Origin of the sequence: Zhongshania sp., from assembly GCF_029212375.1 — a bacterium.
Taxonomy (GTDB): Bacteria; Pseudomonadota; Gammaproteobacteria; order Pseudomonadales; family Spongiibacteraceae; genus Spongiibacter.
Window position 1 is genome coordinate 399,718 of the sequence record NZ_JARGNU010000001.1, and the last position, 21,546, is coordinate 421,263.

Sequence of the window (21,546 nt, forward strand, 5' to 3'; positions counted from 1 at the left end):
TGGCGCTAATCTGCGTAGGGCTCGCTCGACTTATACGCTACAGTTCATTGATTTCATTGCAATTGCACGCGGCTGACCTATTATTAAGGGTATTGGTACGCAAAATATTCTGTTTTAGTTTGCTTATAGGGGTTCGCGATTCGTGTCGACTATTTCTCTTCGTCAAAACCATAATAAAGATCCGGAAGAACTGCGTAATTTGATTAAGCAGTTGACGGTTAAATTGGAAGATAAATATCAGCTTACGGCGCGGTGGCTGAATAACGATGAAGTCGAGGTGCAGCGTTCTGGTATAAAAGGTCTAATCTCCCTTGCGCCAGCCGAAGTGCGCGTTGAGATTAAGCTCGGCATGCTGATGCGGGGATTTAAGTCGACCATTCAAAGCGAAATTTCGCGGTCGATGGCTGAAAAGTTGGGTTAAACTTTAATTAGCAAAGACCTTCTTAAGAAATCATACAGTCGTGGAATTTTTTTACCCTAAGTGTGCTCTAAAGCTCATTGCGAGTGACCATTCTGAGTAAGGGAGTTCAGGGGACTTATGAATAGATTGAATCATCGCGCGTATCAGCGCACCCAAGTACTGATAAAAAGTGTTTTGCTATGTTGTTTAATGGGCTTGGCGCAAAGTAGTTTTGCGCTGTTTCCTCAGCAGGACGGTGAGGGCCGAGCGCTGCCCAGCTTGGCGCCCATGCTCAAAACGGTTAATCCAGCCGTCGTCAATATCTCAACCTATACCACTCGTAACGTGCAGCAAAACCCCTTGCTGAACGACCCCTTTTTCCGTCGCTTTTTTAATGTTCCTGAACAGCAAATGCGGCCCCAGCAGCGTCGCACCCAAAGCGCTGGTTCTGGGGTGATTATCGATGCTGAGGCGGGCACGGTGCTCACTAATCACCACGTTATCAATGGCGCAGATGAAATCACGGTTGCCCTAGAAGATGGTCGCAGTTATACCGCCACCTTAATAGGCTCTGATCCGGATGTGGATATTGCGGTATTAAAAATTGATGCCAAAGACTTGCGCAGTGTGACATTAGCCGACTCGGAAAATCTCGAGGTAGGTGACTATGTGGTGGCCATTGGCAATCCCTTTGGCCTTGGTCAAACAGTTACCACGGGTATTGTCAGTGCGCTGGGGCGCACGGGCTTGGGTATTGAGGGCTATGAAAACTTTATTCAAACAGACGCCTCTATCAACCCTGGTAACTCCGGCGGTGCGCTGGTGAATTTACATGGGGAGTTGGTGGGCGTGAATACGGCAATTCTCGCGCCGGCCGGCGGCAACGTGGGGATTGGTTTTGCGATTCCCATTAATATGGCCAAGGTGAGCATTGATCAGATATTGGAGCATGGCGAAGTCAAACGCGGCCAGTTAGGCGTGGTGATTCAGGACCTTAGTCCTGAGCTTGCGGATGCATTTAAGCTTCCCAAGCACCAGCGTGGCGCCGTTATTGCGGAAGTGCAAGAGAAGTCGGCAGCGGATGAGGCGGGTATTAAACCCGGTGATGTGGTGGTCGCCGTAGAGGGGAAAGAGGTCTATAGTTCTGCCCAGTTACGCAATGCGGTTGGCTTGCGCCGCATTGGTGATAAGGTGGCCATCACGGTGCTGCGCGATGGTAAATCCAAAATCTTGCATGCCCGCTTAAAAGCCACGCCAGCACTTAAGGTGGCAGCGGATGCGCCAAATAGTGATGTGAGCAATTTGTTGAAAGGTATTGTGCTCCGCGACGCGCCTGATGGGCGCGGCGTGGTGGTGGCCGACGTGGCCAGCGATGCCGAGGCGGCCACTAAATTGCAGGCTGGCGATTTAATCGTATCGCTGAATCAGCGGCGAGTGCAAAATGTTAAGGAGTTTAGTGCGGTGTTGTCGGCCAGCAAAGGCGGTTTGCTAATTCGCGTATTGCGCGGTCAGATGGCGCTCTGGATAGTGTTGCAGCCTTAAGGCTGCATTTTTTGGCTGGGGGAGTGGGGAAATGAAAAAGGCGGGTGTTGCGCTGCTAGTTGTGTTGCTGTCGGCCTGTGCTGGGGTGCCGGTGAGCACCGATTACGCACTGGATTATGATTTTGCAGCGATCTCTACCTTTGCTTGGCTGCCGGCGCCCACGCCAGACGCAAAGGGCAGGGCGAAAGATGCTAGCCTCGACAATGATTTGGTTAGGGAGCGAGTGCTTGATGCGGTCGACGCCGAGTTAGCGGCCAAGGGCTTAAGTCTTGCGGCGGAGGGGGTGCAGCCATCGGTGCTGGTGACTTACCATCTAGGCAAAGAAGATAAAGTCAATTTCAATAGCTTTGGTTCGTGGTATACCCATTTCGCTTATTACCCTTGTTATTACTGCGATTACCAGCCTGGTTATGGACGCGGTTATTTTGGCCACGGTCATTTTTATGACGACGATATATGGGTGCGCAGCTACGAAGAGAGCAGCCTCATGATTGATATTATTGATCCGGCGACGAAAAAGCTGGTGTGGCGGGGTACGAGCAAGCGAGTAATGCCGAGTTTGACTACGCCAGAGGAGCGTCGTCAGTATATTCGCGAGACAGTGGCGGCGGTATTGGCTAAGTTTCCACCAGCTGCGCCTGTAGCGCATTGATAAACTGGGAAATTAGCGGAATATCTGTCTGCGCGGCTTGCATGTCTGAGGTCTTTGGCCGACAATAGCGCCCGCGTTAAGGCAGTGCCTAAACGCGTTTTCTGCGGTAGTCCTTCCGGTCCCCCCGCAACGAGAGATAGCGAACTCCGCCAGGCCTGGAAGGGAGCAACGGTAGTTATCACATCGTGTGCCGGGGTGTGGCTGGTTGGACTGCCACCAAAGCTTTAAACCTTCCTTCTGTATTCAAATCTGTTCGCTTTCATTAGTTTATGTCCTTGCAGGGCTGGTGTATCCTTGCCGCTTCCACGTCAGGAATTATTCGATGAGCTATCAGGTGTTGGCGCGTAAGTGGCGCCCGAAAACCTTCCGTGAAATGGCAGGCCAAAATCACGTGCTTAAAGCACTGATTAATGCGCTCGACCACGACCGTCTGCACCACGCCTATTTATTTACCGGTACTCGCGGGGTGGGTAAAACCACAATCGCGCGTATTCTTGCCAAATGCCTTAACTGCGAGGCTGGCGTTAGCTCCGAACCCTGCGGGCAATGCAATGCCTGTGTCGCGATTAATGAAGGCCGCTTTGTCGATTTGCTCGAAGTGGATGCGGCCTCGCGCACCAAGGTAGAAGACACCCGCGAAATTCTCGACAATGTTCAATATACACCCAGTCAGGGCCGCTACAAGGTTTACCTCATCGATGAGGTGCATATGCTCAGCAGCAGTAGTTTTAATGCGCTGCTGAAAACCCTAGAAGAGCCGCCAGCCCACGTTAAGTTTTTATTGGCGACCACTGATCCGCAAAAATTACCCGCCACCATTTTGTCGCGCTGCCTCCAGTTCAATCTTAAAAATTTAACGGCAGAGCGGATTGTTGAATATTTGAAAACCATTCTTGAAAAAGAAATGGTGCAATACGAAGAAACCTCGCTGTGGTTGCTAGGCCGCGCCGCCGACGGCAGTATGCGCGATGCCTTGAGTTTGACCGATCAGGCGATAGCCTTTGGGTCTGGGAGCTTGGGTGAAGCCGATGTGCGGCAAATGCTTGGTACCATCGACCATGGCTCGGTTTATCGGCTGATTTCTGCGCTCTCTGCTAGCGACGGCGCTGCGCTGTTATCGATAGTGGCTGATTTGGCTGAAATGGGAGCCGATTTTGCTGGAGTGGTGAGCGAATTACTGGTGGTCTTGCATCGCTTGGCGGTAGCTCAAACTGTTGCCGAAGGTTTGGATAATAGCCTGGGTGATCGGCAGCGGATTATTGATCTGGCGGCGAGTTTGAGCGCTGAAGATGTGCAGTTTTATTACCAAATGGGCTTGGCCGGGCGCCGAGACATGGGCTTGGCGCCAGATCCCCGTGCGGGTTTGGAAATGCTTTTGCTGCGGATGCTGGCGTTTAAGCCACAAGGTGTTATTGATGCGCCCAAACAAGCCTTACCCCGCGCTAAACCAGCGGTGGGGGCCGTTGATACCGAAAAAAAGTCCTTAGCGAATGAGCCGACTGCGGCGGTTAAGGGCAGTGCCGTTGTCAATCCTGTTAGCGCAGAGCCTGATCCCGTGAGACAAGAGGCTGCGGTAAGGAATTCTGCTGCGCAGCCGCAAGTGGCGCCGAGTACTGCAATATCGGATTCGGCGGCGCCGCAGAGCAGGGCGCTTCCAAAGCCTCCTGTGCAAACTATGCCGCAAGCTGAAGTGAGCACCCCTGCGACTAGCAGCTCGGTACCGCCCTGGGAGGAGCAGGCTGTCCTAAATCATAAGCCGGTAAATCCGATCCTTGAGGCACCGGTTGCTGAAAATCGCCCTACAACGCTTATCGCAGAGCCAAAACCTACTCAAGCTGTTTCGCCAGCCCCAGCTAATACACCCGTAAATGCAGTGGCAGTCGCACCGGCTGCACCTAACGCGGCGCTTAACACCACTGATGCAACTGTAGCTGCTCCGTTGCAGGGTAAAATTAGCTTGGCGGAATTTTCGGAGCAGCACTGGCGCGAGCACATCGACCAATTTAATTTACCCGGTATGCTGGGTAGTATTGCCAGTCATTGCCAGCTGGTGGCGTCGACCGCCACGAGTTTGGACTTTCATATCGATGCCGGTAACGCGGCCTTGTTAAATGATCGCCACATCGAACGGCTTGGCGAGCTTTTAGGTGAGTATTTTGGAACGGCGCTAAACGTAAGTGTAAAAATTGCGCCAACGCCTACTGAAACCCCTGCTGCGTATCGGCAGCGGTGCTTAGATGAGCGTTTGCTTATCGCCAAAGAGGCTTTGTTTAACGACCCAATGGTAAATCGCTTAATTGCTGAATTTGATGGCGTGTTGGACCCGAATTCGGTGCAACTCATTAATTAATAACGTGATCGACGAGAGATACGCTAATGAAACCAGATTTAAATGAATTGATGAAAAAAGCCGCTGAAATGCAGGAAAAAATGCAAAAGGCGCAAGAAGAGTTAGCCAATGCCGAAGTGCAGGGCGAATCGGGCGCGGGTTTGGTAAAAATTACCATGACCGGTCGCCACGATGTGCGTCGGGTGAGTATTGACCCCACCCTAATGAGCGAAGAGAAAGAAATACTCGAAGATTTAATTGCGGCAGCGGTCAATGATGCTGTGCGCAAAATAGAAGCCAGTAGCAAAGACCAGATGGGTGGCATGTTATCCGGTATGGGCATGCCCGCCGGCTTTAAGATGCCATTTTAAATATGAGTTACAGCCCCTTAATCGATGAGTTAATAGATGCCCTGCGCTGTTTGCCGGGTGTTGGCGCCAAGTCGGCGCAACGCATGAGTTTTCAGCTGCTGGAACGCAATCGACCTGGCGCGGCGCGCTTGGCTGCAGCTTTGGCCAAGGCGGTAGACAAGGTTGGCCACTGCGCAAGTTGCCGAACGTTAACGGAAAATGAGCAGTGTTTTATCTGCGCCGACAGCCGTCGCGATACTGACACAATTTGTGTGGTGGAATCTCCGGCAGACGTGGTCGCGTTTGAACAGAGCGGTGATTACAAGGGCTTATACTTTGTGCTTATGGGGCATTTGTCGCCTATTGATGGCATTGGCCCTGAAGAGATTGGCATCGACAAACTCCTGCAGCGCAGCAGCGAACTGGCCGTAAGTGAATTGATTTTGGCTACCAACCCCACGGTAGAAGGCGAAGCAACCGCTTATTATATTACCGAGCAAATGCGCAGCCGGGGTATTGCGGTTAGCCGAATTGCCCATGGCGTACCGCTGGGTGGGGAATTGGAATACGTAGACAGCGGCACCCTCGCTCACGCACTAAAAGGACGACGACGCATTGACTGATCCTCTGGAAAGCTGCCTTTATATCGACACCGATATTGCTTTAAACGAGGCCTGCACGCAGTGGGCAAAAGCTGATTTTTTGGCGATTGACACGGAATTTATCCGCACCGACACCTTTTACCCTATTGCAGGGCTGCTGCAGGTCGGTGCTGAGGGGCGTTTATATCTTATCGATCCCCTTGAAATTGCGGACTGGTCGGCGTTCACAGCCTTGCTCCGGCGCGAGGACCTGCCCAAAGTCATTCACTCATGCAGCGAAGACTTAGAGGTTTTTCAGGTCTTGTTTCAGTGTGTGCCCCAGCCCTTGCTCGACACCCAAATTGGCGCCGCCCTAGCTGGGCTGGGTTTTGGTTTGAGCTACCAAAAATTAATTATGGAATGCTTGGGTATTCATGTAGAGAAAGGTGAAACCCGCTCGGATTGGCTGCGTAGGCCACTCAGCGAAAGCCAGTGCACTTACGCGGCCCTCGACGTTTTATATCTGCAGCGGGTTTACCCACTGCTCAACGAGCGCCTAGCAGCCAAGGGCGCCTTAGCGTGGTGGCTGGAAGACTGCGCGGCGATTACCGCGCAGGCGGAAACCCCAAATGCACCAGAAGACTACTATCTGCGCATTAAATCCCTGTGGAAGCTCAGTCGGCTTCAGCAGTACGGCCTGCAGCAGCTCTGTGCTTGGCGTGAGGTAGAGGCAAAAGAGCGTAATATTCCCCGTGGGCGGGTGATAAAAGACCCTGTTTGTTTTGAAATTGCGCGGCAGATGCCCAGCGATATAGCGCAATTGGGGCGTATCAAAGATTTATCGCCTGGTAGCATACGGCGTTATGGGGAAGCGATACTGACGCTAATTGATGACTGTCGCGGCGCTGCCGGCAGCGACCTGCCGCCAGCGGCCCCAAAGCCACTGAGTCCAGCGCAAACGCAGATGCTAAAACAAATGAAGGCAGTGGGCGAAACCGCTGCGGCCAAGCTCGATATTGCACCAGAGGTTTTATTGAAAAAACGCGATTTAGAAGAGTTAATCCGCAGCGGCAAACTGCCACAGGCGCTGAGCGGTTGGCGTAAATCAGTTGTTGGTGAGGACTTGTTGCGCCTCGGTGAGAAAAATTAATGAAGCGTATTTGTGCGGTATACCGCAGCCCTCGCACCGAGGGTATGTATTTATATGTTGATCATCAGGAAGATTTGGCCAAAGTGCCTGAGGCGCTGTTGTTGCGCTTTGGTAAGCCGGTGCGAGCCATGACCTTGGTGCTAACTGCTGAGCGCAAATTATCCCGCGCTGACGTTGGCAAAGTTATGCAGGAAATTGCCGACAATGGCTTTTATTTGCAGCTGCCCCCGCAGCCCGAGCGGCTTAACCCCATGGTAGGCCCCGAAATCGATGGCTGACATCGTACGGCCGCCATTTTGGGAAGTTAAATCTCTTGCCGAGATGAACGCGCAAGAGTGGGAACTACTCTGCGACGGCTGCGGTAAATGCTGCCTGCAAAAGCTCGAGGACGAGGATAGCGGCGAAGTTTTCTATACCGATGTTGCGTGTCGCTTACTGGACACCACGAGTTGCGGTTGTAGCGACTACCCGCATCGCCAGCAGCGGGTGCCAGATTGTTTGCAATTAAAGCTAGAGGACATAGCCGAGTTTCATTGGCTGCCCAAAACCTGTGCTTATCGGGTATTAAGCGAGGGTGGGACTTTGGCAGACTGGCATCCGCTGCTCTCAGACAGTGACGAAAGTGTGCACCGCGCCGGTATTTCGGTGCGCGGCCGCTGTGTTAGCGAGATTGCAGTGGCCGATGAAGATTTGGAAGAGCATATAATTCACTGGGTAAATTAAGGTGCGCAATGATTGATTTAGACGATTACCGCTTGGCATGGCAGGTATATCTTGGCGTTGGGGTGCTTGCAATGGTGCTGTGGTTTTTACTGTTGCGGCGTATTCCCTCGGTGTTTGTACGCTATTGGCTACTGTTTGCTGCGCTGGCATTTTTGTTCGTGCCTGGCCGCCACCCCGCAGCGCCTCAACTTTGGGTGCCTGGCAGTGCGGCAGCGGTGCTAAGTTTGCTAACAGAGGGCATTGAAAGTGCCATGCCGATACTGATTAGCTTGGGCGCGGGGCAGATTCTTGCTTTAATTATGGGGCTGGCGGCGATGATTTGGCTGTCAAACAGCTCGCCAGTAGCACCAACGCCGACTAGTACCAAGCCTGTTCGTGCTAAATCGGCCGGTGCTGAAAGCAAGGCGAGAGGGACAGAGCGCAAGGAACCCTCTTTATAGCACAAGGTATTCACGCTGCTGGCGGTGGGAGATTCCATCTTGGCTGTAATTAGCTATACTTTGGGGAAAATTCCGAGCATGGGCTTGGTTGTTTAGTTTAACAGGCGACACGGGTTTACATTTTTCTTAAATCTGCGCGCTGTAGGTAGCTTAATGGACTTAAAACTCGTCAGCTTGGATGGCAATGAAGCCTACGCTATTGCGACCGATACGGTTGTTATTGGCCGCGACAGCGATAGTGATATTACTATCACTAAGGATTTGTTGTCGCGCCGCCATGCCAAGTTAAGTTACATCGATGGTAGCTGGGTACTCGAAGATCTCGGTTCTACCAACGGTACGTGCATTAATAACCGTTTATTGAAAAGACCCACAGAAGTAAAAAGTGGCGATGTCATTAAATTTGGCGAAGCGGCGTATTACTTAAAAAGTGAAGCAGAAGCGGAGCGCACCATTGTTGCGGCGCGCTTGCCACAGAAAGATTCTTATAGCGGTGGCTCGGTGGTGATAGATGACGAGCCCGATAGCGAATTAACCTCCTTTCAACAATCCTACCAATTGCCCTCTGGCTGGACCGATACCGCCATTCGCAACAGTAAATACCCAAAAGAGCTGGTTGATCAGCGTATCCATCGGGCTATTGGCACTAAACAAATAAAGCCCGAAGTGGCCTTGGTGTTTTTCTTTGCCGACGGACGGAGTTTAGTGTTTGGTGTTTCCGCTAAAAATAGTGATACCTTTTGGACGATTGGCCGGCAAGAGAACTTAAAAATTCGTATTGATGATCCTAGCATCTCAATGCTTCACGCCAAATTAATACATAAAAATGGCAATTGGTGGATTGAGGATGTTGGCGCTACCAATGGCATTCGAATAGACGGCGAAGCCTGTCAAAAGGCTGTTCTCCAAGATAGTCAATTGCTCAGTTTAGGGCGTATTGAAATGGTGTTTCGCAAATTATAAAAAATCAATTTTTCGTCGTAGCGATGGGTTAAGCGACATCGGACTCATCATCAGGGACTAGATGAACGAGGCATTAGAGATGAATAGGTATATTGGCTGCAATCAGGCAGCAATGAATGCGGCCGCAGCGATTATAGCGTTTGTACTGCTAGCATCTTGCGCCAACACCAGTGACTCCAAACTTAGTAGTGGCGCGCCAGCGAGTAGCGAAGAAATTATTGCGGGCTTGCAAATTGTCGATTGCCTTTTACCTGGGCAGCTGCGCAAACTCGGTAATATGACGTATTTGTCGCCGCGGCGACCAATCAAAACCACCGCAGCCGATTGTAATGTCCGCGGCGGCGAGTACGTCGCCTATGACCGTGCCGACTATAAAACAGCCTTAAAAATATGGTTGCCAACGGCGGAGCAGGGCGATGCCGAGGCGCAATTAGCGGTGGGTGAAATTTTTGAAAAAGGTTTGGGTGCTGAACCGAATTACGAGGCGGCAGTATTGTGGTACCAAAAGGCCGCAGCGCAGGGCAATAAAAGCGCCCAATTTAATTTAGGCACAATGTATGAGCAGGGCTTGGGGGTAGCACAAAACAAATTACAGGCACTCAATTTATACCGCGAAGCGTGGGGTATGCCTGCCGATAGCGTAATTTTTCAAGACGCGGCGCGCAGTGAACAACAAGCCTTACGCAAGGCGCTTGAAGCCCAGCTAAGCGCTAAAAATGATCAGCTCGCTTTAATGGAGCGCCAGCTCGCCAGCCTTAAAAAGAAAACAGCCAGTAAACAACCCTCAGACAGTGCGCCTGTGACGGAGTTGGCGACCCTAACGCAGATAGTGGCGTCCTTGCAAAATGATCGCGCTAGCGTTGAAAAACAGTTGTCTACAATTCCTCGGCTGCGAACGCCGGCGGCGAGTCTCAACGCCACTCCGGCACAAGCTGCGACTGCAGCGGAAATCAAAGTTGCAGATATGGACTTTGGGCGCTATTACGCCTTGATTATTGGCAATCGTAATTACACGCAGTTAGAACACTTAGAAACGCCCCTGAATGACGCCCGTGAAGTTGGCGAAATTTTAGAAAAACAATATGGATTTCAAGTGCAGCTGCTGCTCGATAGCGACCGTCTTACGGTGATGAAGGCGATTAACGAGTTGCATAGCGTGCTCGGCGAAAACGACAACCTCTTGATCTACTACGCTGGTCACGGCTCGATGATTAATGTCGGGGAACGTGATACTGGCTATTGGTTACCGATTAACGCTGACCCACCGCCAAATGATGCGTCGTGGGTTTCAAATGATTTTGTCAGCAATCATTTGGGTCGAATTCAAGCTAAACGGGTTTTGGTCATTGCCGATTCCTGTTATGGCGGATTGCTGTCTTCCGCACCTGGGCATTTATTTTTTGGCCAAACTACTGGGGCGGGAAGTAGCGATTACATCAAGTATAAGCTGCCTCGGCGCTCCCGCTTGTTGTTGTCTTCTGGCGGAGATAAGCCCGTTATCGATGAAGGTGGTAGGGGGCATTCGGTATTTGCCCAAGAGTTGATTGACACTCTGCGCAGTAACGTCGGTGTGCTTTCGGCGCCGGATCTTTACGCCAGTATTCGCGGGCCGGTGAAAGCCCGCGCAGCAGTAAATCAGTTTGTTCAAGAACCTGTTTACAAAAGTATAAAGGGCGCAGGTCACGAAGTCGGGGATTTCTTTTTTGTACCGAAAGCCCTTAGCCAATAGGGCGAGAAATAAACGCGAGCAAGGCATTATTTAATAGATGTGCGCCATAGATTGCACAATAAGAGGATAACGGGTTGTGGCCAAAATACATTTAAAAACAGTGGTGTTGTCTGGGCTTATAAGCGCGGCTGCTATTGCGTTGCCACTGCAGGCAGCTGAAATCTGTAAAGGTCGTCAAGAATCGAATGGCGGTCAGGAAGGTCCCCCAGACCAGCCTACCGGTGGGGTTGGTACTGGCGGTGAGTATGTTAGTTTTGCCGCGCCTTCGTTTACCCGCGCAAGTGAATCGGCGGAACCGAGTAACAGTGTTTCGACTGATTCCTGCGGCGCAGTGGTGACCGAAAGCGGTGGTGGGCTAGCGCAAGACACCGCGATGAATCTAGGCAGTAAATTTAATGCCCTTCGAGTCATTTCAAGAGGCATTGGCAGTGACAAAAATAGCGAAAGCAGCACGTTGGGTGGCGCGGCGGGCGCGGGTGATAATGCGCTGCTCGATGGCAGTCGTTTCTCGGTATTTAGTTTTGCAGATCATGTTGAGCGCGAGCGCAAGGCCACCGCGAGCAGCGGTGGGTATGAACAGAAGAACAACGCATTGACCCTTGGTTTTGATTACCGCATAGACGATAGCAGCTTTGCTGGTATGTCGATTAGTCGAAGCGACGGCGACAGCGATCTCGATAGCCAGCTCGGTGGCAGCGAGGTATCCCTCACAATGCTCGGCTTTCACGGCGTTCACTACTGGCCAGAACATTATGTCTCGGTATTAGTTGCCTACGGTGCAATGGACATTGATATCGCTCGTCGTAACGCTGGCGACAGCTTTGACGCCGCCACCAACAGCAATTATTGGTACGGCGATCTGACACTGGGCACCGAATATCAGTATGGCGCGCTAAGGCTTAGCCCAACAATACGGGCATTGTTAATGACCGGCGAGATAGACGCCTACACCGAACGCTCTGCTTCAGGCGCTGGCACCGTGCGCAGTATTAACGCCCAAGATATCGATTCTAATTTGTTGAGCTTGGCCGTGCAGGCAGATTATTCGCTACTACAGTCGTGGGGTGTGCTGCTGCCTTCTATGCGGGCTGAGTTTATTTTTGATCAAGGCGACGCATATAAAACCAATGGTCAAACCTTGAATGACAGTGATAAAACCGTAATTGGTAGTATTTCAGATCTCTCTGACGAGCCCGACTCCAGCACACTGGCGGTGTCGTTGGGACTGTCTGGGCAATTCAAGCGGGGCTTTGCAGCCTATGCCGTATATGAGCGTTTATTTCTGCACGATTATCTGAATAAGTACACCGCGACCTTGGGTGTTCGCTATGAGCTGCCATAAAAAGTCACTATTGCGATTGGTAGTTTATTGATGAGGACGCAATGACTTTTCTAAATGGCGTTTTTCTCAGCTTGCGAATTTGCCTGCTGATTTTTATGTTTAGTGCCTGTAGTAGCCCCACTCAGCGTATCGATGCCACCGCTCAGAAGTATGGTATGGAAAAGCAGGTGTTAATGGGGCTTGGTTTTAAGCACGTTGTGTATTCTCGTCCGCCGTCAAAGGCTGAGGTGCTACATATTTATCTCGATGGCGATGGCAGCCCTTGGTTGCGTGGTCGCTATATTGCGAGCGACCCCACCCCCACGCAGTCGCTGGGACTCAGCCTAGCGAGTTTAGATACGCAGGCCGACGCGGTTTACCTTGGTCGCCCCTGCTATTTAGGTTTGGTTAATGAACCAGGTTGTAACGAATCAATGTGGACTTCGGCCCGCTATAGTGAAGCGCTGGTGCGTAGCATGGCCAAGGCTGCCGACTCGTTGATTGCCGCACGCGGCGCTAAACAGGTTAGGTTGATTGGTTATAGCGGTGGCGGTAGCTTAGCGATGCTCATGTTGAGGTATATGGAAAAGGTCGATGCAGTAATCACGATTGCCGCAAATTTGGATACAAGGGCATGGACCAGCTACCATAATTACTTGGCGCTAACAGATTCGCTCAATCCCATGGACAACCTTTTTCCAACGGGCATTCGGTATTGGCATTTTGCTGGGAGTGACGATGACAATGTGCCCCCACAACATCTTAGCGCATTTGTTGCTAAACACGGCGGCGAATCGCAGGTGATACGTGGCTTTGATCATTACTGTTGTTGGAGCGAGCGCTGGCCAAGTTTGCTGAGTACCGCCTTGGGCCACGGCAGCGGAGGTTAAAACGCGGGTATGGCGGATAATGACAAAACTCAAATCAGCAAGCTGACGCCAAGCGCCTCGCAAGATGAGGTCACGGAGTTTGAGTTTGAGTTTGAGTTTGATACAGATCAGACCGGTCTGGCGCCTACCGATGGCGAAAAAACCAAGCTTAATCACCAAGACATTGGCAGTGATGCTTTAACCGTTGTTGTGGGCGACGCCACCCAGCTAACGTCGAGGGCAGATGCCACGGTACTGACGAGTCACGCCGGTGATGATACAGATTTTTTTGTAGACGATAGTGGGCCGGTCAACACGGCTACCAGCCCCAGCTTCGATGTTGGCAGTGTGCTTAAAGATCGATTTCGGCTGGAAAAAAAGCTCGGTGAAGGGGGCATGGGCGCCGTTTTCCTCGCGGTGGATCAACGTAAATTAGAGGCCAAACACCCTGACCCCTATGTGGCGATAAAGCTGATTACCGGCGATTTTTTGCAGGATCCGCTGGCCTATATTTCGCTGCAGCGAGAAACCGATAAGTCTCAAAAACTTGCCCATCCAAATATTATTACCGTATACGATTTCGACCGCGACGGTGATGTGTTTTTTATGACTATGGAGGCCTTAAAGGGCCGCACCTTAGATCAAATTATTAGTGATCGGGAGCATTGCCAACGCCACGCGCGGGCTTATATTGAGGCGCTTGCCCAAGGAATTGCCTACGCGCACAAGCGCAATATTGTGCACTCAGACCTTAAACCCGCCAATATTTTTGTGACCGATGAGGGCGTGCTAAAAATCCTCGATTTTGGCATTGCGCGAGCGCTTTACGGCACTGGTGATGATCTTGGCGAGGTGGTGGGGCTCACCCCAGGCTACGCCAGTTGCGAAATGTTTGAGGCGGCGCCGCCTCATACCTCCGATGACGTTTACGCGCTGGGGATTATTGCCTATCAGCTTTACACCGGAGAGCATCCCTTCGCAAAAGCGAAAGCGCCAACCGCGCGAGACAAGGGCCTGCGGCCCAAGCGAATTGCCGGTATTGCGGCTTACCAGTGGCGGGCTATTGTTGCTGCGCTGGCATTTAAGCGAGATGAGCGCTGTGCGGATGCCGGTCAGTTTTATCGGCAATTTACCGGTGCAGGACGCAGTATTCGCCAGCTGAGTGCGGTCGTGGTGTTAATGCTTGTTGGTTTTGGTGGCTACATTGCATTTTACGAGCCCGCGCAGGGGCCGGATATTCCCTTTGCGGAACTGCCTGTCGCTGTGCAGCAGCAATTTGATAACAATATGAGTGAAGCAGAACTGGCCTTAAAATTTAAAGACATTAACGGCGGGTTATTCTACCTCGATAAGGCGTATGCACTGCATCCCCGTAATGAACGCGTAATGGCGAAGCTAGATGATTTGGTGCTGAAATTGCGTGCCGGTATTACGGCTGCGCCACTTGAGCCAGCGCAGCAGATACAACAACTGGACGAATTATTGAAATACGATTCGCTGGCTCAAAACCCAGAATTACTCGCGCTAAAGAAAAGCCTTAGCGGGCAGGCTGTGCCTTAGCCCTCGATTTCGGTGAATGCACCGGCAAATAAGGCCGAGCTTAGATAGCGTTCAGCCGAGTCAGGCAAAATTGCAACAATGGTTTTGCCGGCGTTTTCTGGGCGGCTCGCCACCCGTTGCGCCACCGCCATGGCGGCGCCGCTGGAAATGCCGGCCAATATACCTTCTTCCTTCATCAAACGATGGGCCCACTGCATGGCCTCGTCATCGTCGATGGTTTCTACGGCGTCAACCATCGTTAAATCGAGATTGTCGGGCAGAAAGCCCGCGCCTATACCCTGTATTTTGTGTGGTGCATGCTGCACTTCATCGCCGTTGAGCGCACTGCGAATTAGGTTGGTGGAGCTGGGCTCGACGGCAATAGTGGTGATCGCCTTGCCACACTGATTTTTAATATAGCGTGATATGCCAGATAGCGTGCCGCCGGTACCAACGCCCGCGACGAGAATATCAATTTCGCCCTTGGTGTCCTGCCAAATTTCCGGCCCGGTGGTGCGCTCGTGAATAGCGGGGTTGGCGGGATTGCTAAATTGCTGGGGCATAAAGTAGCGTTTCGGGTCGCTGGCCACGATGGCCTCTGCGGCGGCAATTGCGGCTTTCATGCCTTTGCTGCCATCACTGAGTACCAGTTTCGCGCCGAGGGCGAGCAGCACCTTGCGGCGCTCCATGCTCATGGTGCTGGGCATGGTGAGGGTTATGGGGTAACCCCGTGCCGCGGCTACAAATGCCAGCGCAATGCCGGTATTGCCGCTGGTGGGTTCAACGATTTCCATACCGGCTTTGAGGACGCCATCTTGTTCGGCTTGCCAGATCATATTGGCGCCAATTCGGCATTTCACACTATTAGCTGGGTTGCGGCTTTCCATTTTCACTAAAATATTGTGCTGGCTAATGCGTTTTACTTTAATTAACGGGGTGTTACCGATAGTGAGGCTTAAGTCGTCAAAGGGGGCGGGCATGGTAGTCTCCGTCTGTTTGAGGCATAGATTATTTGTGGCAGCGACCGCTGTAATACCAATTATGGCAGGCGATTGATTAATTATGCTGGCCAGATTTGTAATTGCCTTATAATGCCAGCTTGGTTAGTCTTCTGCGCAGTCATTTTAATCATCGCCTGACTAGTTTAGAACAGTGCGACAAGTTTTAGGGAATACCAATGAAATTTACCGGCACCGATTCATACGTTTCAACCGACGACCTGAGCATGGCAGTTAATGCGGCAGTGACTTTACAGCGTCCGCTGCTCATTAAGGGCGAGCCAGGTACCGGTAAAACCCTGCTGGCAGAGCAAGTCGCCGAGTCGATGGGCAAAACCCTGATCCAGTGGCATATCAAATCGACTACCAAGGCGCAGCAAGGCCTGTACGAATACGATGCAGTTTCGCGTTTGCGCGATTCACAGCTGGGTAATGAAAAAGTAAAAGACATCAGTAATTATATCCGCCGCGGCAAACTCTGGGAGGCGTTTGCCGCCGACGAGCAAGTGGTGTTGCTGATCGACGAAATTGATAAGGCCGATATTGAATTTCCCAACGATTTACTCGTTGAACTCGATCGCATGGAGTTCTTTGTTTACGAAACCGGCGAAACGGTTAAAGCCAAGCACCGGCCGATTATTATCATTACCAGTAATAATGAAAAGGAATTGCCCGACGCATTTTTACGTCGCTGCTTCTTCCACTTTATTACGTTCCCCAGCCGGGAAACCATGCAGAAGATTGTTGCGGTTCACTACCCAGATATCGCTAAAGAGTTAGTAGCCGAGGCCATGGAAGTGTTCTTCGAGATTCGTCAAATTCCTGGCCTTAAGAAAAAGCCTTCAACTTCGGAGTTAATCGACTGGCTGAAACTATTGCTGGCCGATGAAATTCCCGGTGAAATTCTTAAAAATCGCGATGCCAGTAAGGCCATTCCGCCGCTGTATGGCGCGCTGTTGAAAAATGAGCAAGATGTTCATTTGCTTGAGCGTCTGGCCTTTATGCATCGCCGCGATGGCCGCAATTAAATTATGCTAGTTCAATTTTTTCTCAGTTTACGCAATGCCGGCGTGCCGGTAAGCATTCGCGAGCTGCTCGATTTATTGGCAGGGCTGCAAGCGCGCTTGGCCTTTGTTGATGTTGACGAGTTTTATCAGTTGGCACGGCTGTGCATGGTCAAGGATGAGAAGTATTACGACCGCTTCGACAAAGCCTTTGGCCGCTACTTTAGCGACCTAAGCAGTCTCGACGATATTATCGAAGCGATGATTCCCGACGATTGGCTGCGCAAAGAGTTTCTTAAGCAGCTCACCGACGAAGAAAAAGCCAAAATTGAGTCATTAGGTGGTCTGGATAAGCTCATCGAAGAGTTTAAAAAGCGGCTCGACGAGCAAAAAGGCCGCCACGCTGGCGGCAATAAATGGATTGGTACGGGCGGTACTTCGCCCTATGGCCACAGTGGTTACAATCCAGAAGGCATCCGTATTGGTGGTGAAAGCCAAAACAAAAAGGCCATTAAAGTGTGGGAGCGTCGAGATTTTAAAAACCTCGACGACAGTGTTGAGCTGGGCACTCGCAATATCAAAGTGGCTCTGCGACGCCTGCGCAAATTTGCGCGCACCGGCGCGGCAGACGAGTTGGATATTAACGATACCATTTCGTCCACCGCCAAGAACGGCGGTATGCTCGACCTAAAAATGGTGCCAGAGCGCCATAATGCGGTGAAAGTGCTGTTGTTCTTTGATGTGGGTGGTTCAATGGACCCGCATATTAAAGTCTGCGAAGAGCTATTTTCAGCGGCGCGCACTGAATTTAAGCACATGGAATATTATTATTTCCACAACTACATCTACGAGTCGGTGTGGGATAACAATATGCGCCGGCACGCTGAGCGCATTCAAATGCTGGATATTCTGCATAAGTACAGCTCGGACTATAAAGTGATTTTTGTGGGTGACGCATCAATGTCGCCCTATGAAATTGTTCAGCCCGGCGGCAGTGTTGAGCATTGGAATGAGGAGGCGGGCGAGACGTGGATGCGACGTTTGCGTGAGACCTACGAGAAAGTGGTGTGGTTAAACCCCGTGCCACCCTCAGACTGGGGCTGGACTCAGTCGATTAAAATGGTTGAAAAGCAGCTTGAGGGGCATATGTACCCCATGACCTTAGGTGGGCTTGAGCAGGCCATGGTTTATTTGGCTAAGTAAGTCTACGGCGCAAGCGATGAATCTCATCGTTTGCGCTTATCTTTGCCTATTTCGCACTATTATTAAAGTCCACTAAACGCAATTAACGCAGCCGTCACCGCGACATTTAGCGATTCGACGCCGTTGTGCATCGGGATTTTTAGGCGCGCATTGCAGCGCTTTTCCAAATTGCGGCTCACACCCTCGGTTTCATTGCCAAGAATATAAACCATGCTGCCCTGCGCTTTGTAATCGAAAAGCGAGTGCTCAGCGTGGGACGATAGGCAGCATAGGGTGGCGCCATCGTCTTTCATGCGCAGTAACTCGGCATCTAAATCTTCGCAGTGATAGATCGGCGCCTTGAAGAGGGTGCCGGCACTGGCTTTTATAACTAGTGCTGTTAATGGCGCGCCGCCTCGACGGGGTAAAATAAGGCCGTCGATACCGCTGGCGGCTACTGAGCGAATAATCATGCCGAGATTTTGCGGGTTGGTTATGCGGTCTAATGCGATATAGCGGCGCGGCGATGCCTGCAAATGATCAGCACTAATTGCAGAGCAGGGCTGGTAGGCGCTGAGCTGTAGGTCGGCGGCCACGCCCTGATCTTGTTTACCGTTCTTGGAGATGCGCGACAGCGCTTTGCGCTCGTGCATTTCAATTTCAATGCCGCGCTGTTCGGCGAGCTGGCGCAATTCCCGAATAATGCCGTCTTCTTTATTGCTCTGAGCGAGGTGGAGCTTGTAGACCTGCATTGTAGAGTCTTGAAGGGCTTCTAGTACTGGCTTTCGACCGTAGATCGTTAACAACTGGTCGAAAAATGCTTTGCGTTGCTGATAGTTCTCACTGCTCATAGGGTTCGCTTATATTGCCGTGGTCTTGGGCTTGCTAAGGCCCTTTGCCGCAGCTGTGGGCACTCAGCGGGGATGCTGCGCGTGGGAGGGAATTTTAATTGAAAATGCTCGCGCTTACCTTGTTTTAGTCTATTTATATTTAGCGTTTTAGGACGATATATTACTTAATGCATTTTTGTGGTGCTTTTGCACTATGCTTGGGCATGAATATTGCTTCTAATTTGTGCGTTGCTGGATGCTCAGCAAATAAATCTTATGTCGCGTTTGCTTTGGCAACAGTCTCTAAGTCGAGAATTTGAAGCTAATATCACTGATAAACAGTGACTTACATGCAGTTGTAGTGGGTTTTACCTTAATACCTAATTATATAGGTCAGGTAATTATCGCCCCAATACCGAGCGACTTAATTATAAATGAACCAATTTAGTGCGTACCATTCCGCGCTAGGAGATACTTTTGATGAAAAACAAGGGAAATTGGCGCCTGCTGCGTGTTGCTGGCTTGCTCGCCACTATTTTTGCACCACAGTGGGGATTTGCACAGAGTCTCGACACCGGTAATACCGCGTGGGTGTTAACATCGACTGCCCTTGTTCTGTTTATGACGTTACCTGGCCTAGCGTTGTTTTATGGTGGCCTAGTGCGCAGTAAAAACGTATTAAGCGTATTGATGCAGTGTTTCAGTATTACCTGTCTTGCGTCCTTGCTGTGGGTTGTGGTGGGGTATAGCTTGGCCTTTAGCGAGGGCTCGGCGTTTGTCGGTGGCCTAAGTAAGGCATTTCTTGCTGGTGTCGGTGAGTCGAGTATTAGTGGCGATATTCCCGAAACCGTTTTTATTATGTTTCAGATGACCTTCGCGATTATTACCCCAGCGCTGATTATCGGTGGCTTTGCAGAACGGATTAAATTCTCGGCGGTTATGATCTTTTCGGCGCTGTGGTTGCTGTTGGTTTACGCGCCCGTTACCCACTGGGTATGGGGCGGCGGCTGGCTAGCTGAAATGGGCTTGCTTGATTTTGCCGGTGGTACAGTGGTGCACATCACCGCAGGTGCCGCTGCTTTAGTCGCTGCACTGGTGTTGGGTAAGCGTCAGGGCTTTGGGCAAATGGCCTTGCCGCCACATAACCTAACTATGACCTTTATTGGCGCCGGTATGCTGTGGGTTGGCTGGTTTGGTTTTAACGCCGGTAGCGCCTTGGCCGCCAATGGAAATGCCGGTATGGCAATGCTGGTAACCCATTTGTCTGCGGCAACAGGCTGTTTAACGTGGTCGGCAATTGAATGGAAGCGCTACGGCAAGCCGAGTGCGCTAGGCGCGGTAACCGGCATGGTAGCCGGTTTGGGTACCATCACACCGGCTTCCGGCTATGTCGGCCCTGCTGGCGCTATGGTGATTGGTTTAAGTGCTGGTATTGTGTGTTTTTACGTCACTTTAGCAATGAAGCAGGTGTGGAAAATTGATGATTCCCTCGATGTTTTCCCCGTGCACGGCGTCGGCGGCATCTTGGGTACCTTTTTGGCGGGCATTTTTGCCAGTAGCGAATTGGGTATTTTCAGCGGCCAAGGGCTTGCCGAAGGCATGACAATTGTTTCGCAGCTTAAAGTGCAGTTGATTGGTATTGGCGCTACCTTTGCGTATACCGCCATTATTAGTTACGGTTTATTTGTGCTTATCGACAAGCTCATTGGTTTGCGCGTAAGTGCCGACGAAGAAGCGCAGGGCTTGGATATTACTTGTCACAACGAAGTGGGTTACGATTTATAATTAGCCCGCGGTTTATTTTAATTTAAAAAAAAGCCCAGCATTGCTGGGCTTTTTGTTTTTGGCGTATATCTATTTAGGAGTGGCGATATGGAAGTGCAGACGCCAGTGACGTCCTTTGCACTGTACGGGACTTCGGCCTGCCATTTGTGCGAGTTGGCTGAAACTGTTTTAAGCGAACTTTTGGCCCAGGGCTACGACTGGCAGATAGAAGTGATTGATATCGCTGACGATGACGCCTTACTGGAGCGTTATGCACTGTCTATTCCGGTGTTAACTCGAGCGAGTGGCAACCTTGAATTGCGCTGGCCCTTCGATAGCGAGGCGGTACTGGCATTTGCCGGCGAGCGGTCAGCGCGATGAGTATCCAAGTTTCGGGACTTTATTCTTATCCAGTTAAATCTCTGCGCGGCCACGCACAGGAAACCACAAGGGTGACGAGCTGGGGCCCAGATCGCGACCGGCGCTGGTTGGTGGTGGGCGAAACTGGGCAATTTATCACCCAGCGCCAGGTTCCAAAAATGTCGCGAATTGGCGCCGAATACAGGGGGGAGGGTATTTATCTTTGGCATCTCGATTATGCCAATGCCGAGATTTACGTACCCGTAGCCAGTGCCCAAACTTCCTGTAAGGTGATGGTATGGGCAGATAGCTGCGCCGCCTTAGATGCCGGCGACGAGGCCGCTAGCTGGCTTAGCAGCTTGCTGGGCAAACCGCTGCGGCTTTGTTACATGCCAGAGCAAACGCATCGGCAGGTGGATATGCAATTTGGCCAGCAGGGCGACAGGGTGAGTTTTGCCGATGGTTTTCCATTTTTGCTTTGCAATACCGCTTCTTTACAGTTGTTTAGCGCTGGCCTCGGGCGAGAGATGGATATTTTGCGCTTCCGGCCAAATATCGTCATAAGCGGTGCTGAGGCATTTGCGGAAGATAATTGGCAACGTATTCGCATAGGCGATATTGAGTTTGATCTGGTTAAGCCCTGTGCGCGCTGCGCGATTCCCACCGTTAATTTAGTGGATGCGAGCCGCGAGGCGGATGTATTTACGATGCTAAGAAAACTACGTCAGCGGGGTGATGAGGTCTATTTTGGTCAAAATATGATCCATCGTGGCCAAGGTAATATTCGCCTTGGCGACGAGGTGAAAATTGTAAGCTAGCG

22 protein-coding genes and 1 other RNA gene are annotated in these 21,546 nt (G+C 51.2%); 21 read left to right on the forward strand and 2 right to left on the reverse strand.

Translation table 11 applies throughout. The features are described from left to right. The first annotated feature begins 142 nt into the window (after positions 1–142). From P1U47_RS01760 to P1U47_RS01835, 16 genes are all read left to right on the forward strand, one after another. On the forward strand, positions 143–421 hold the full coding sequence (locus tag P1U47_RS01760; protein ID WP_301026795.1) for a polyhydroxyalkanoic acid system family protein: 279 nt from the start codon (positions 143–145) through the stop codon (positions 419–421). Positions 422–538: 117 nt separating this feature from the next. Further along, on the forward strand, positions 539–1,942 hold the full coding sequence (locus tag P1U47_RS01765) for a DegQ family serine endoprotease (protein ID WP_301026796.1): 1,404 nt from the start codon (positions 539–541) through the stop codon (positions 1,940–1,942). A 31-nt stretch (positions 1,943–1,973) separates the two neighbouring features. Beyond that, complete coding sequence (locus P1U47_RS01770; protein ID WP_301026797.1) at positions 1,974–2,594, forward strand: DUF4136 domain-containing protein; 621 nt, start codon at positions 1,974–1,976, stop codon at positions 2,592–2,594. Positions 2,595–2,707: 113 nt separating this feature from the next. Next, positions 2,708–2,804: signal recognition particle sRNA small type (gene ffs, locus P1U47_RS01775), an RNA gene on the forward strand. 112 nt (positions 2,805–2,916) lie between these two features. Continuing rightward, a complete protein-coding gene (gene dnaX / locus P1U47_RS01780; RefSeq protein WP_301026798.1) occupies positions 2,917–4,944 on the forward strand; it encodes a DNA polymerase III subunit gamma/tau in 2,028 nt (675 codons plus the stop codon). Between the two features lie 26 nt (positions 4,945–4,970). Next, positions 4,971–5,294: a YbaB/EbfC family nucleoid-associated protein gene (locus P1U47_RS01785; RefSeq protein ID WP_301026799.1), complete on the forward strand. Its 324-nt coding sequence runs from the start codon at positions 4,971–4,973 to the stop codon at positions 5,292–5,294. A gap of 2 nt (positions 5,295–5,296) precedes the next feature. Further along, a complete protein-coding gene (recR, locus tag P1U47_RS01790; protein ID WP_301026800.1) occupies positions 5,297–5,896 on the forward strand; it encodes a recombination mediator RecR in 600 nt (199 codons plus the stop codon). Beyond that, entirely contained in the window at positions 5,889–7,004 is a 1,116-nt protein-coding gene (gene rnd, locus P1U47_RS01795; RefSeq protein WP_301026801.1) for a ribonuclease D, read from the forward strand. Before recR ends, rnd begins: the two co-directional genes overlap by 8 nt. Further along, positions 7,004–7,282, forward strand: a complete 279-nt coding sequence (locus tag P1U47_RS01800; protein ID WP_301026802.1) for a YcgL domain-containing protein — start codon at positions 7,004–7,006, stop codon at positions 7,280–7,282. The genes rnd and P1U47_RS01800 overlap by 1 nt, the downstream gene beginning before the upstream one ends. Then, a complete protein-coding gene (locus P1U47_RS01805; protein ID WP_301026803.1) occupies positions 7,275–7,727 on the forward strand; it encodes a YcgN family cysteine cluster protein in 453 nt (150 codons plus the stop codon). Before P1U47_RS01800 ends, P1U47_RS01805 begins: the two co-directional genes overlap by 8 nt. A gap of 8 nt (positions 7,728–7,735) precedes the next feature. Then, a complete protein-coding gene (locus P1U47_RS01810; RefSeq protein ID WP_301026804.1) occupies positions 7,736–8,167 on the forward strand; it encodes a hypothetical protein in 432 nt (143 codons plus the stop codon). A 153-nt stretch (positions 8,168–8,320) separates the two neighbouring features. Next, complete coding sequence (locus P1U47_RS01815; protein ID WP_301026805.1) at positions 8,321–9,130, forward strand: FHA domain-containing protein; 810 nt, start codon at positions 8,321–8,323, stop codon at positions 9,128–9,130. Positions 9,131–9,209: 79 nt separating this feature from the next. Next, on the forward strand, positions 9,210–10,859 hold the full coding sequence (locus P1U47_RS01820) for a caspase family protein (protein WP_301026806.1): 1,650 nt from the start codon (positions 9,210–9,212) through the stop codon (positions 10,857–10,859). A gap of 76 nt (positions 10,860–10,935) precedes the next feature. Next, complete coding sequence (locus tag P1U47_RS01825) at positions 10,936–12,201, forward strand: autotransporter outer membrane beta-barrel domain-containing protein (RefSeq protein WP_301026807.1); 1,266 nt, start codon at positions 10,936–10,938, stop codon at positions 12,199–12,201. Positions 12,202–12,242: 41 nt separating this feature from the next. Then, a complete protein-coding gene (locus tag P1U47_RS01830) occupies positions 12,243–13,070 on the forward strand; it encodes a hypothetical protein (RefSeq protein WP_301026808.1) in 828 nt (275 codons plus the stop codon). 9 nt (positions 13,071–13,079) lie between these two features. Beyond that, the gene (locus P1U47_RS01835) at positions 13,080–14,609 is read left to right on the forward strand and encodes a serine/threonine-protein kinase (protein ID WP_301026809.1); all 1,530 of its coding nucleotides are present in this window, start codon (positions 13,080–13,082) and stop codon (positions 14,607–14,609) included. Here P1U47_RS01835 and cysK read toward each other — a convergent pair. Beyond that, positions 14,606–15,568, reverse strand: a complete 963-nt coding sequence (cysK, locus tag P1U47_RS01840; protein WP_301026810.1) for a cysteine synthase A — start codon at positions 15,566–15,568, stop codon at positions 14,606–14,608. The genes P1U47_RS01835 and cysK overlap by 4 nt on opposite strands. Before the next feature lie 197 nt (positions 15,569–15,765). Here cysK and P1U47_RS01845 point away from each other — a divergent pair, with 197 nt between their 5' ends. Further along, the gene (locus P1U47_RS01845; RefSeq protein WP_301026811.1) at positions 15,766–16,614 is read left to right on the forward strand and encodes a MoxR family ATPase; all 849 of its coding nucleotides are present in this window, start codon (positions 15,766–15,768) and stop codon (positions 16,612–16,614) included. Between the two features lie 3 nt (positions 16,615–16,617). After that, positions 16,618–17,793: a VWA domain-containing protein gene (locus tag P1U47_RS01850; RefSeq protein ID WP_301026812.1), complete on the forward strand. Its 1,176-nt coding sequence runs from the start codon at positions 16,618–16,620 to the stop codon at positions 17,791–17,793. 62 nt (positions 17,794–17,855) lie between these two features. On the opposite strand, the gene P1U47_RS01855 is transcribed toward P1U47_RS01850, so the two are convergent. After that, entirely contained in the window at positions 17,856–18,623 is a 768-nt protein-coding gene (locus P1U47_RS01855) for an RNA methyltransferase (RefSeq protein WP_301026813.1), read from the reverse strand. Between the two features lie 459 nt (positions 18,624–19,082). Here P1U47_RS01855 and P1U47_RS01860 point away from each other — a divergent pair, with 459 nt between their 5' ends. The 3 genes from P1U47_RS01860 to P1U47_RS01870 all read left to right on the forward strand — a co-directional run bounded on the left by P1U47_RS01860 (position 19,083) and on the right by P1U47_RS01870 (position 21,544). Continuing rightward, positions 19,083–20,387, forward strand: a complete 1,305-nt coding sequence (locus P1U47_RS01860) for an ammonium transporter (RefSeq protein ID WP_301026814.1) — start codon at positions 19,083–19,085, stop codon at positions 20,385–20,387. 87 nt (positions 20,388–20,474) lie between these two features. After that, positions 20,475–20,747, forward strand: coding sequence for a glutaredoxin family protein (locus P1U47_RS01865; RefSeq protein WP_301026815.1), 273 nt, complete (start codon positions 20,475–20,477; stop codon positions 20,745–20,747). Then, entirely contained in the window at positions 20,744–21,544 is an 801-nt protein-coding gene (locus tag P1U47_RS01870; RefSeq protein WP_301026816.1) for an MOSC N-terminal beta barrel domain-containing protein, read from the forward strand. The genes P1U47_RS01865 and P1U47_RS01870 overlap by 4 nt, the downstream gene beginning before the upstream one ends. The last annotated feature ends 2 nt before the right edge of the window (positions 21,545–21,546 follow it).